This is a genomic window from Bradyrhizobium sp. WSM2793 (assembly GCF_000379585.1).
GTDB lineage: Bacteria > Pseudomonadota > Alphaproteobacteria > Rhizobiales > Xanthobacteraceae > Bradyrhizobium.
The window spans coordinates 231,346-244,092 of record NZ_KB902846.1 but is presented as its reverse complement, the minus strand read 5'-3'; the positions used below and the strand labels follow the sequence as shown (position 1 = coordinate 244,092).

Genomic DNA, 12,747 nt, shown 5'->3' with positions numbered 1-12,747 from the left:
GTGCACTTGCGCCGTGCCCACGTCCTTTCGCTTTTGCGACAAAGGTGGTGGGCACGCTCCGCTTTGCCCACCCTACGGCACCGGCTATACTCGGCGGCAAAAAGGTCCCCCATGATCCACGTCTGTTCCCTCGCCGCGCTTCCCGAAACCGTCCGCCTTACCAGGGCCAGCCACGTGCTGACCGTGATGGCCAATGTCGAGCAGGTGGCACGGCCGGTGTCCGTGCTGCCCGCCAACCATCTCAAGGTCTCGATGGACGACATCACCGAGGAGATGGACGGTTTCGTCGCACCGTCCGAGACCCATATCGATCAGGTGCTGAACTTCGTCCGCGGCTGGGACCGCAGTGCGCCGCTGGTGGTGCATTGCTATGCCGGCATCAGCCGCTCCACCGCGAGCGCGTTTGCGGCGGTGTGCGCGCTCAATCCGAACCGCGACGAGCTCGAGATCGCCAGGAAGATCCGCTCGGCTTCGCCGATCGCCTCGCCGAACCGGCGCATCGTCGGCCTTGCCGATCGTGCGCTGGGACGCGACGGCCGCATGCTGCGCGCGCTCGACGAGATCGGCCCCGGCGCGATGATGGTCGAGGGCCGCCCCTTCGTGATCGAGCTCGAATGACAGCTGCGCGCGACACCGCAGGTGCGCTCCCTCTCCCGCTTGCGGGGGAGGGTTGGGGAGAGGGTATCTCCGCAAGCGAGGACCCCCGTGGGGAGAGAGCCCCCACCCGCCGCGCTCTTCGAGCGCGTCGACCTCCCCCGCAAGCGGGAGAGGTGCAGCGAGTTCGTAGAGAGGCCGGCTCAATCAATCGGCATATTTTTCTCTCACCGCCCGCGATATCAGCCGCATGAGCGAGACGCTGCTGACGCCGATCGAGATCGGCCTGACCGCGGCAATCGTCGCGATCGAGGGGCATGAGCCGCTGATCCTCACCGCGCGCGGCAATGACGGGCTTGCCGGCCTGCCGTTCGGCCCGTTCGACGCGCTCGCGCATCGCACCTTCGACATCGGCCTGCGCGCCTGGGTCGAGGAACAGGCGGGCTTGCGGCTCGGCTATGTCGAGCAGCTCTACACCTTCGGCGATCGCGGCCGCCATGCCGAGGCCGGCGATACCGGCGCGCATATGGTGTCGATCGGCTATCTCGCATTGACGCGCGCGGTGGACGGCGAGCTTGCAGCCAATGCGGCGAGCTTCGCGCCATGGTATCGCTTCTTCCCGTGGGAAGACCGGCGCGAGGAGCCCCCGGCGATCATCGCCCGCGACATCATTCCCGCGCTGACCGAATGGGCCGCGGAGGAGACGCCGGAGACGACGCGCGCGCTGCCGCGCAAGGATCGCGTGCGGTTCTATTTCGGCCTCGACGGGGCGGCCTGGGACGAGGAGCGGGTGCTCGACCGCTACGAGCTCTTGTACGAGGCCGGACTGGTCGAGGAAGCACGGCGCGACGGCCGCCCTGCGGCATTAGCGCGCAAGACGCTTCCCCCGCTCGGGACGTCGATGCAGTTCGATCACCGCCGGATTCTCGCCACGGCGATCGCGCGGCTGCGTGCAAAACTGAAGTATCGTCCTGTCGTCTTTGAACTTTTGCCGCCCGAATTCACACTTACCGAACTGCAGCATACGGTCGAGGCAATCTCAGGCCGGCACCTGCACAAGCAGAATTTCCGCCGCCTGGTCGAAATGGAAGCCCTGGTCGAACCGACCGGGGTGATGTCGACACAGACGGGCGGACGGCCGGCGGCGCTCTATCGCTTCCGGCGCGACGTGCTCCAGGAGCGGCCCGCGCCGGGCTTGCGCGTGCGCTCCCGGCGTTGACCCGACATACTATGTGACCGGCCCCTGCCCGCCGGTCGCCTGGAGGCTTTATGTTCGACGGCCCGTTTGACGTCTTTGCGTGGATCATTGCGATCGCCGCCTTCCTGATCGCGATCAAGGCCTCCAGCCAGGCGGCCGAGCTGCGCCGGCGACTGAATTCGCTCGAAGAGATGTTCTACGCGCAACGGCAGGTGCAGCCGCCGCCGCTCATGCCCGCGCAGGAGCAGGAGCAGGCGCCTGCGCCCGCGACGACGGCCGCCGAGCCGCCGCCGCTTGCGCCCGAAGCCGAACCGGCGCCGCCGCCACTCGTCACCGAAGAGCTTTCACCGCCGCCGCTCGAAGCGAGCTCCGCGGCTGCCGCACCACCTCCAGTGCCGGCTGCTGCGCCCGGCTTCGAGGAGCAGCTCGGCACCCGCTGGGTGGTTTGGATCGGCGGCCTGGCACTGGCGCTCGGCGGCTTCTTCATGGTGCGCTATTCGATCGAGGCCGGTCTGCTCGGCCCCGGCGTGCGCGTGTTCCTGGGCGGCCTGTTCGCAGCTGCGCTGCTCGGGGCCGGCGAGTGGTCGCGGCGCAAGGAGAGCATTTCCAACATCCAGGCGCTGCCGATCGCCAATATCCCGGCGATCCTCACCGCCGCAGGTACCGCGGTGGCGTTTGCGACCATCTATGCCGCCTATGCGCTCTACGGCTTCCTCGTGCCCGCCACCGCCTTCGTGCTGCTCGGCATCGTGGCCATGTGCACGCTTGCCGCGGCGCTGCTGCACGGGCCGGCGCTGGCCGGCCTCGGCGTGGTCGGCGCCTTCGTGACGCCGCTGCTCGTCTCCAGCGGCAAGCCGGATTATTGGGCCCTCTACATCTATCTCGCCATCGTCACCGCCGCGAGCTTCGGCCTCGCGCGCATCCGGCTGTGGCGCTGGCTGGCGGTCACGACGATCGCCTTTGCCGTGCTCTGGATCTTCCCGGGTCTGGATAGCGAAGAGTTGCAGGTCGCGCCGCACGCCTTCCATGTCATCGCAGGCTTCGTGCTCGCCGCGCTGCTCGTGGTCTGCGGCTTCATGTTCGGCCCCAGCATCGAGGATGGCGAGATCGAGCCGGTCTCATCCAGCTCGCTCGGCGCCTACCTGTTCGGCGCCATGCTGATCGTGCTGTCGAGCGCACATGCGGATCTGGCGCTGATCGCGTTCACGCTTCTCGTCGGCGCGACGCTTCTCGTCGCCTGGCGTGCGCCGGCGGCGACCGGCGCGCTCGGTGCGGCCGCAGCGACCATCTTCATCGTGTTCGCCGAATGGGCGGTGCGCGCCAATCCCGACATGCTGGTGCTGCCGGGCGGCCCCATCGCAGGTGTTGGACCGGCCGCGATCGACAGCTCGGTGACGCTGCATCTGGTGATGGCCGCGATCTTCGCCGTCGGCTTCGGCATTGCGGGCTTCCTCGCGCAGGGCCGCTCCAACTCTGCAATCATTCCCGTGGTGTGGTCGGCCGCAGCCGTCGCCACGCCGATCGCGATCCTCATCGCGCTCTACGCCCGCATCGCCCATCTCGACCGCTCGATCCCGTTTGCGATCCTCGCGGTGCTGCTTGCCGCCGCCTTTGGTGCTGCGACCGAAGCGCTTACACGGCGCGAAACCCGGCCGGGCGTCGCCGTCTCCACCGCCCTGTTCGCGACCGGCACGCTCGGCGCGCTGGCGCTGGCGCTGACCTTCGCGCTGGAGAAGGGCTGGCTCACCATCGCGCTGGCGCTGATGTCGCTCGGCACCGCCTGGATCTCGATGCAGCGGCCAATCCCGTTCCTGCGCTGGCTCGCCGCCATCTTCGCCGGCATCGTCACCGCGCGCATCGGCTACGATCCGCGCATCGTCGGCGATGCCGTCGGCACCACGCCGATCTTCAACTGGCTGCTCTGGGGCTATGGCCTGCCGGCGGCCTCGTTCTGGGCCGCGAGCATCTTCCTGCGCCGCCGCGCCGACGATGCGCCGCTGCGCATGGTCGAGACCGCGGCGATCCTGTTCACCGCGCTGCTCGCCTTCATGGAGATCCGGCACTTTGCCACCAATGGCCGGATGACCTCGCCGCCGTCGCTGCTCGAATTCGCGCTACAGGTCTGCGTCACGCTGGCGATGGCGATCGGGCTGGAGCGCTTGCGGCTGCGCAGCCGCAGCATCGTGCACAATGTCGGCGCGGTGGTGCTGACGGCGATCGGCGGGCTCATCAGCGTGTTCGGCCTCCTGATCCTGGAGAACCCGCTGATCTGGCGCATCGACGTCGGCGGCGCCGTGTTCAACCTGCTGCTGCTCGGCTATGCGCTGCCGGCCGTGCTGATGCTGCTGCTGTCCTACGCAGTGGTCGGGATGCGCGGCAAGGTCTACGCCAACACGATTGCGGGCGGCGCGCTGGTGTTCGCGCTCGCCTATGTCACGCTGGAGATCCGCCGCTTCTATCACGGCCCGATCCTCTCCACCGGCGCGACCACGGGCGCCGAACAATACACCTACTCGATCGGCTGGCTCGCCTTCGGCGTGGCGTTGCTGGGGATCGGCATTCTCGTCAACTCGGAGCGCGCACGGCTGGCCTCGGCTGCCGTCATCGCGCTGACGATCCTGAAGGCCTTCGTCATCGACATGTCGACGCTGACAGGCGTCTACCGTGCGCTCTCGTTCATGTGCCTCGGCGTCGTGCTGGTCGCGATCGGCTGGCTCTACCAGCGCATTCTGTTCCGGCGGCAGGTCGCACCGCCGCCGGCTCCGCAGACGAGCGCGTAAAGATCAGGCCGCGCGGACCGATTCCAGGAACTGCGCGACCTCGACCTTCAGGCGGGTGCTGTCGGTCGCCAGCGATTTCGCCGCCGAGAGCACTTCGCCCGAGGCCGAGCCGGTGTCGATCGCGCCGCGCTGCACGTCGGTGATGTTGGACGAGACTTCCTGCGTGCCGAGCGAGGCCTGTTGGACGTTGCGGGAAATCTCCTGCGTCGCAGCGCCCTGCTCCTCGACGGCGGCGGCGATGGCCGAGGACACTTCGGACAATCGCTCGATGGTGCCGCCGATCTCCTGGATGGCGCTGACGGATTCCTGCGTTGCAGACTGAATGCCTGCAACCTGCGCCCCGATCTCGCCGGTCGCTTTCGCGGTCTGCTCGGCCAATGCCTTGACCTCGGAGGCGACGACGGCAAAGCCGCGACCGGCTTCGCCGGCGCGCGCCGCTTCGATGGTCGCATTCAGCGCCAGCAGGTTGGTCTGGCCGGCGATGGTGTTGATGAGCTCGACGACGTCGCCGATGCGGGAGGCTGCCTGCGACAGCGCGTTGACGCGATCGTTGGTCCGCGCCGCCTGCTCGACGGCTTCCGCGGCCATCCGCGCCGAATCCTGCACGCGGCGGCTGATCTCGGTGATCGAGGACGACAGCTCCTCCGAGGCGGACGCCACCGCCTGGACGTTGGTGGAAGCCTCCTCGGACGCTGCCGCAACGACGGTTGCGAGTTGCTGGCCGCGCTGCGCCGTGCCGCTCAGCGTGGCCGCGGAGGCCTCGAGCTCGGTCGAGGCCGAAGACACGGTCTCGACGACCTCGCCGATCATGGCCTCGAAATTGCGCGTGATGGCATCGACGCGGCGACCACGTTCGATCTTGGCTTCGGCGTCGCGTGCGGCCGCCTCATCGGCGGCTTTCTTGGCAACCAGCGCTTCCTTGAAGATCTGGAGCGCATCCGCCATCGAGCCGATCTCGGTCTTCACGCCGCGATGCGGCACTTCGGCCGAGAGGTCTCCTTCGCCGAGCGACTGCATCGGACGAATGATCGAGGCGATGCCGCGAGAGACGTCGCGCACGAGATAATAGGCGGCGCCGATCGCGATCACGACCGACAGCACGATGATGCCGACCAGGACGCGGAAGATGGTGGCGTAGCTGTCGGCCGCCTGCCTGGTCTCCAGCTCGGCGCCCTGGTTATTGAGCTCGATCCCCTTCTGAAGCAGGGGATCGGCGGCCTGGGCCATCTTGGCGACCTTGGTCTGCAACATCTCGTTGGCGTCGGTCGGGAAGCGGCCGACGCTCTTGCGCGACAGCGCCATCGTCTCCTGCACGCCGTTCAGATATTCGCCCCACGCCTTGCTCCATTGCTCATAGAGCGCGCGCTCTTCGGCGACCGTGATCAGCGGCTCGTAGACCTTGCGCGTCTTCTCGATGCGCTCACGCAAGCCGGCCAGCCGCTTCTCGGCGGCTTCCTTGCCTTCGGCGGTGTCCTGCATCAGGTGCAAACGGAGCGCGACGCGCAGCTCGTTGATGTCGGCGCGCATGGACCCGAGCGCTCGCACGCTCGGCAGCCAGCTCTGTGCAATCTCGACCGTGTGAGCGTTGATATTCTGCATGGTGCCGATCGCCGTCACGCCGACACCGGCGAGCGACAGAACGAGGACCGACAGCACGGTCAGAAGCTTGAAAACGATCGACAACTTCGACATCACACAAATCCCGATGATACCCTGGCAGCGCGCACGTCACCCGCGCCACAGGCGTCAGGACGGACGGCCGGGCGAAGGTCAGTTCAACAATGCTGGCTGGTTCTTATCCCGTAAGATTGCGCCCCATAATTGCAAGCAGGCGTTAACAGGAGCCTACGTAAAACTACGGGTCGGTCTCGTCGGGCGTTATTTTCTCCGCAACCGTCTCGTGCTGCTGCACGGACACCTCGTGCTGCGACGCGAAACACGACGCACCACCACATGCACCGGACGACCGCCTCAGGCCGCCCGTACCGAGTCCAGAAAGCGCGCGACCTCGCTCTTGAGCCGGTTGCTCTCCTGCGACAGCGACTGCGCGGCCGAATGCACCTGCGCCGAGGCAGCCCCGGTCTCGCCGGAGCCGCGCTGGACGTCGGCGATGTTCGACGACACTGAGGAAGTGCCTTGCGCGGCGTGCTGGATGTTGCGGGAGATCTCCTGCGTGGCGGCGCCCTGTTCCTCCACCGCAGCGGCAATGGTCGACGAGATCTCCGACATCTTCGCGATGGTGTCACCGATCTCCTTGATCGCGCCGACGGATTCGTCTGTCGCAGTCTGGATCGCACCGATGTGCTGACCGATCTCGCCGGTGGCTTTCGCGGTCTGCTCGGCAAGCGCCTTCACTTCGGTCGCGACCACCGCAAAACCCTTGCCGGCTTCGCCCGCCCGCGCCGCTTCGATCGTCGCGTTGAGTGCCAGGAGGTTGGTCTGCGCGGCGATGGTGTTGATCAGCTCGACCACGTCGCCGATGCGGGAAGCGGCCTTGGTCAGCTCGGCGACGCGCGCATTGGTGCGCTGGGCCTGCCCGACGGCGACGTCGGCGACACGCGCCGATTCCTGCACCTGGCGGCTGATCTCGGAGACCGAGGAGGTCAATTCCTCGCTCGCGGACGACACCGACCGCACGTTGGCGGACGCCTCCTCCGAGGCCGCCGCTACGGCGGTGGCAAGCCCGTTGCCGCGCTCGGCGGCGTGGGTCAGCGTGTTCGACGACGCTTCGAGCTCGGTTGCCGCCGACGACACCGTCTCGATGATCTCTCCGACGGCGCCTTCGAACGTATCGGCGAGCCGTTGCATGTCGAGCTTGCGCTGCTCTCGCCCACGCGCGTCCGCTTCGGCCTGCTCGGCGCGCAGTCGCTCGGCTTCCGCCATGTTGGTCTTGAAGACCGCGACCGCGCCGGCCATCTCGCCGATCTCGTCGTTGCGGCCGACGCCGGGGATCACGACGGAGGTGTCACCGTTTGCCAGACCGGTCATCGACCGCACCATGGCGATCAGCGCGGTCGAGATCGAGCGGCCAGTGAAGAAGGACACGCTCCCCACCAGCAGGATGGAGCATCCGAGTGCGACCCACATCAACAGCTTGATCGAGGACCGCATCGACTCTTCGGAGGCCTTCGCCGCGTCATATCGCTGACTGACGGTCTTTTCGATCTCGTCGAGGACGGGCTCGATGGTGCGGAATTCCTTGGACATCGCCGAGCCGTGCGCGGCCAGATCCTGCGCGCCGGCTACCCACGCCACGAAGTCGTCCTGGTATTTGGAGAGCTTCTTGCCGATATCGGCCTTGACGGCCGGCGGGATCGCCGAAGCCTCGACTTGCCCGGAGAATTCCGTCGCCGTCTTCTTCAAGGCGTCGAGGTATTTCGGGTCGCGGCGCAACATGAAATCTTTCTCGTGACGACGCATCGTCAGCATGCCGCTGGTGAGCCTGGGATCGTCGACGTCCTTGAGCTTGGTCTCGATGTCGTGCACCGCCGTACGCAACGAGCCTGACAACCCCAGGGTTTCGTTCAATCCAAGCTTGACCTCGGCCCGTTCGACGGCCGCGAATTCGCTCACATATCTCTCGAACCCGGTGCGGACCAGTGACGCCTTTTCCCCGACTGCCGCGTACCCTGCCGCACGCGCCGCGATGCCGAGGCGATCAAGGTTGCGGGCAATGTCGGAAGCAAGTTCGGCGTGACGCTTCGCATAGGACTGATCGCGGCGAAGCTGGAAATCCTTCTCGGCCCGGCGCGCTTCGAGCAATTGATGGGTGATCCGCTGGTTCAGATCGGACAGCCTGCGCGCCTCTTCGGCGGCGTTGCGAGACGTGTCCTGGGAGAGGCTGCCAATCTGGTAGATCGTGCCGAAGGCGACGAGCCCGATGAGGCCGAACAGTCCGATCGCCATGACCTTGTGAGTGAGGCGAATGGAAATGCCACTCATGAATGTGCTCCAACGATTGAGACGCAATACGCGAAGGACGACTCAGCATCCGGGAAATTGCGGCAATCATGACTGCGTCGCTTTTCCGGAAAGTTAACCCCGCGCGCCGAGGGTCGCGGCGTCGAATTGCGAACGCGCGCAACCGCCGCGCAGTCACGCGGCGGTTGCAAGCAGATCTGCCGAGGAATGTCGCGGTTCAGGCGGCGCGCACGGTGCCGAGAAACTTGCCGACCTCGAGCTTGAGGCGGTTGCTGTCGCCGGACAGCGATTGCGCCGCCGCCAGTACCTGCGAGGATGCCGAGCCGGTTTCGCTCGCGCCGTGCTGCACGTCGGTGATGTTGGAGGAGACCTGGTGAGTGCCTTCTGCCGCTTGCTGCACGTTGCGGGAGATCTCCTGCGTCGCCGCGCCCTGCTCTTCGACGGCAGCCGCGATGGTCGAGGAAATCTCCGACAGCTTCTCGATGGTGTTGCTGATGTCCCTGATGGCGCCGACCGAATGCTCGGTCGCGGTCTGGATGCTGGCGATCTGCTGGCCGATCTCGCCGGTCGCCTTCGCAGTCTGCTCGGCGAGCGCCTTGACCTCGGAGGCGACGACGGCAAAGCCGCGGCCCGCCTCGCCGGCGCGCGCGGCCTCGATGGTCGCATTGAGCGCCAGGAGATTGGTCTGGCCGGCGATGGTGTTGATCAATTCAACCACGTCGCCGATCCGCGCCGCCGCCTTCGACAATTCGCCGACGCGGTCGGTCGTGGTGCGAGCCTGGCTGACCGCTTCGGTGGCGACGCGCGCAGATTCCTGCACCTGGCGGCTGATCTCCGTGATCGACGACGACAGCTCCTCGGTCGCCGACGCCACCGACTGCACGTTGGCGGACGCCTCTTCGGAGGCGGCAGCAACCATGGTGGTGAGCTCCTGTCCGCGCGCCGCAGTCGACGTGAGCGTCGACGCAGACGCTTCCAGTTCAGTCGCGGCCGATGACACGGTATCGACGATCTCGCCGATCGCCGCCTCGAAGCCATCGGCCAGCCTGGACATCTCGGCCTTGCGTTGCGCGGCTGCAGCCTGATCCTGCCTGATCTTGGCCTCGGCCTCCTCGCGTGCCTTCTGTTCGGACACGATCTTGAACTTCTCGACAGCCGCCGCGACACCGCCGACCTCGTCCTTGCGGCCGAGACCGGGCAGCACCACGGAAAAGTCGCCGCCGGCGAGCTTGTCCATGGCCACCGTGAGCGCGCGGATCGGCCGTGCGATGGTCAGGAACGACGTGAGCCAGGAGCCGAGGAGGACGAGCGCCGTGAAAGCGCCGACGACCATTGCGATATGCTCGCTGGACGCCATCTCCCGCGCGGAGGCCGCAATCTCCTCTTCGCTTCTGTGCCTGGCGACGTCGGCAATCTGATTGGCAGCCTGGTCTATCTCGCCTGCGATCGGCAACGTGACCTCGCGGGCGAGACGCGTCCCCTCATCGACGAGCTTGGCGAGGCGAGTAGCGGCATCCTCGCCCGTGAGAGCCACGGCGGCACCGCGCACGGATGCGAGCTGCTGAGCTCCCTTGAGGTAGTTCGCCGTGAGGACCTTGAGCTTCTCTATCCTCGCGCGGTTTTCCGGCACGTGCGAGAGCGTGAGCATTGCGTCGGCAAGCTTCACCAAATGACCGGCGCGTTCGACCAGCGCGTCGCGCGCCTTCTGCAGTTCATCTGAATTATTGGCGAGGCGGATGTCGCGTGCGGCGAGCTGCATGGCGCGCGCCGCGAGCTTGGATTCGACTGCCTCGCGTGCGAGCTCCTGCTGCTCGGACGCCGTCTGGCTGGACCGGCGCACGTTGCCGTTTCCGATCACCTGACCTGCTATCATCGCGAGGACCAGGAGGATGCCGACCGCCGATGAGATCGCCAGCTTGGTCCCAATCCGCAAATTCTGAACGAGGCTCAACATGGGCTGCTTCCCTAGGGAATGCGCGGCCGAGTCATTGCCAGCCGCCCTCGGCGTTGATCGCCCTTGTCCAAAAAGTATGCGTTCACCATTCCAATTTGGTTAACGCGGCCTCCCGGCAAATACGGGATCGATAGGAAAACCCCTTGAATTTCAGCACGGTATGCGCGCTTAACAGGTTAATCACACGCAGTGATAGGACCCGTTACGCTCTCACCGACGAGACTGATGCGGAAGACCGGCTTCTTGTCCTCGTCGAGCAGCTCCATGCACCATTCGGCGTTCGGCTTCAGGCTGCGCGCGATGCCGCCGAGCAGATTGGCGCAGACCTCGGTCATCTCGGTCCAGGCGGCTGTGCGATCGTCGAACTCGTACGGCTGGTCGGCGGCGCCGGAATAGCGACCGGTGCTGATGCGGAAAAAGTACAGCGACATCGTTGAACCCTTTTATCGGGCCGCGCCCCCCGGCCGTCCGCAAACTGGCGCGCGAACAGCTACCAACGCATGAAAGCCGCCGTCCGTATGACTACGGCGCGGCGGCTTGGCGTTCGATGAACGTCTTCAACGACAAAGTGCGCGGGCTATCCCGTGCAGCCGACTCACTGGGTGGAACGGCGCAGCTCCAGCGGGCCCTCGTTCCTGGCGGGCTCCGACTTCACCGGCTCGAGCCGGCTGCTCTCGACACGCGGCGTCTCGACGCGCGCGGCAACTTCGGTGTTGGACGCGCCGACGGAACCGGTGTGCTCTGTCCTGTGCAGCGAGCGCGGGCGCGCCGCAGCGCGCGCCATCAGCATCTGGTTGCCGCCCTGGTGATGGAAGTCGCAATAGGCGAAGCCCATCCCCGACACCGAGCCGCGGAAGCTGCGATCGTCGGTCTTTTCCAGGTTGAAACAAGGCTCGAATGGAATGCCCTTGATCGAGGCGCAGACATTCTGGCCACGGATCTGGAGCGTATTGCCGGGCAGGCGGAGATGCTTGACCGGGCCCGCGCCGGAGAACTGCACCGCACCGGCGGCGCCGAGATCGTCCAGGATGCGGCCCGCGCCGCGGGTGCCGTCGAAACAGGTGAAGGCAAACACTTTGCCTGCCACGAAGCGACGCGCCTCGTCGGCGTTCATGCTTCCGGCAAGGGCCGGCGCAAACGTTGCTGCCGCCGTGACAGCCCCCAACACAATACGCGCAAGCATGCTCAACTCCGAACTAACCCCCGCGGCGGGCGATGCCTTATCTCTTTACCCGCTGCTTACCATACTAACCATGGCGACATTGAAGCAGCTTGGTTGGTAAAGTCTGAACGCCGTTAGACAATTTTTACCACGATGCGGCCGCGGACTTGGCCGGCCAGGATTTTTGCGCCCCACTCCGAAACCTGATCAAGAGGAATTTCGTGAGTGATTTCAGACAGTTTCGTTCGGTCCAGATCTGACGCCAGGCGCTGCCAGGCGGCTTTCCGCGGCTCGATCGGGCACATCACGGAATCGATGCCGAGAAGGCACACCCCGCGCAAAATGAAAGGCGCGACGGATGACGGCAGGTCCATGCCGGCGGCCAGGCCGCAGGCCGCGATGGCCCCGCCGTATTTCGTCATCGAGAGCAGATTCGCCAGCGTGGTCGAGCCGACGCTGTCGACGCCACCCGCCCAGCGCTCCTTTGCGATCGGCTTAGCCGGCGCCGACAATTCGTTGCGGTCGATGATTTCGGCTGCTCCGAGATGCTTCAGATAGTCGGCCTCCGAGGCGCGGCCGGTCGAGGCGATGACGTGGTAGCCGAGCTTGGAGAGCACGGCGGTGGCGACCGAGCCGACGCCACCGGCAGCACCCGTCACCACCACAGGGCCGCTCTTCGGCGAGAGACCGTGCTTCTCCAGTGCCAGCACCGAGAGCATCGCAGTGAAGCCGGCGGTGCCGATTGCCATGGCATCGCGTGCCGACAGGCCTTGCGGCAAGGCGACCAGCCAGTCGCCCTTCACCCGTGCCATCTCGGCATAGGCGCCGAGATGGGTCTCGCCCATGCCCCAGCCGGTGCAGACGACCTTGTCGCCCGCTTTCCATTGCGGATGCGAGGATTGCTCGACCGTGCCGGCGAAGTCGATGCCGGCGATCATCGGGAAGCGGCGCACCACCGGCGCCTTGCCGGTGAGCGCGAGGCCGTCCTTGTAGTTCAGCGTCGACCATTCCACGCGGACGGTGACGTCGCCGTCCATCAGCTCGGCTTCATCGAACTGCGTCAGCGCGGCAGTGGTGCCCTTGTCCGCCTTGTCGATCCGGATCGCCTTGAATGTGGCCACAGCTGAACTCCCTGACT

The 12,747-nt window shown here is 66.3% G+C and carries 9 protein-coding genes; 3 read left to right on the top strand and 6 right to left on the bottom strand.

Going from position 1 to position 12,747, the window contains the following annotated elements:
- Window positions 1-111: 111 nt before the first annotated feature.
- The 3 genes from A3AS_RS0141835 (at window position 112) to A3AS_RS0141825 (ending at window position 4,572) form a co-directional block, all read left to right on the top strand.
- Window positions 112-618 (top strand): tyrosine phosphatase family protein, encoded by a 507-nt coding sequence (locus A3AS_RS0141835; RefSeq protein WP_018323373.1) that lies wholly within the window; start codon window positions 112-114, stop codon window positions 616-618.
- 226 nt (window positions 619-844) lie between these two features.
- Window positions 845-1,813 (top strand): NAD regulator, encoded by a 969-nt coding sequence (locus tag A3AS_RS0141830; protein ID WP_018323372.1) that lies wholly within the window; start codon window positions 845-847, stop codon window positions 1,811-1,813.
- Window positions 1,814-1,863: 50 nt separating this feature from the next.
- Window positions 1,864-4,572, top strand: a complete 2,709-nt coding sequence (locus A3AS_RS0141825) for a DUF2339 domain-containing protein (RefSeq protein WP_018323371.1) — start codon at window positions 1,864-1,866, stop codon at window positions 4,570-4,572.
- A 3-nt stretch (window positions 4,573-4,575) separates the two neighbouring features.
- On the opposite strand, the gene A3AS_RS0141820 is transcribed toward A3AS_RS0141825, so the two are convergent.
- The 6 genes from A3AS_RS0141820 to A3AS_RS0141795 all read right to left on the bottom strand — a co-directional run bounded on the left by A3AS_RS0141820 (window position 4,576) and on the right by A3AS_RS0141795 (window position 12,730).
- Window positions 4,576-6,264: a methyl-accepting chemotaxis protein gene (locus tag A3AS_RS0141820; protein WP_018323370.1), complete on the bottom strand. Its 1,689-nt coding sequence runs from the start codon at window positions 6,262-6,264 to the stop codon at window positions 4,576-4,578.
- A gap of 279 nt (window positions 6,265-6,543) precedes the next feature.
- On the bottom strand, window positions 6,544-8,514 hold the full coding sequence (locus A3AS_RS0141815; protein ID WP_018323369.1) for a methyl-accepting chemotaxis protein: 1,971 nt from the start codon (window positions 8,512-8,514) through the stop codon (window positions 6,544-6,546).
- 196 nt (window positions 8,515-8,710) lie between these two features.
- A complete protein-coding gene (locus A3AS_RS0141810; protein WP_018323368.1) occupies window positions 8,711-10,447 on the bottom strand; it encodes a methyl-accepting chemotaxis protein in 1,737 nt (578 codons plus the stop codon).
- Between the two features lie 176 nt (window positions 10,448-10,623).
- Window positions 10,624-10,878, bottom strand: a complete 255-nt coding sequence (locus A3AS_RS0141805) for a hypothetical protein (protein ID WP_018323367.1) — start codon at window positions 10,876-10,878, stop codon at window positions 10,624-10,626.
- Between the two features lie 164 nt (window positions 10,879-11,042).
- On the bottom strand, window positions 11,043-11,630 hold the full coding sequence (locus A3AS_RS0141800; protein WP_018323366.1) for a hypothetical protein: 588 nt from the start codon (window positions 11,628-11,630) through the stop codon (window positions 11,043-11,045).
- Window positions 11,631-11,743: 113 nt separating this feature from the next.
- Complete coding sequence (locus tag A3AS_RS0141795) at window positions 11,744-12,730, bottom strand: MDR family oxidoreductase (RefSeq protein WP_018323365.1); 987 nt, start codon at window positions 12,728-12,730, stop codon at window positions 11,744-11,746.
- Between the last annotated feature and the right edge of the window lie 17 nt (window positions 12,731-12,747).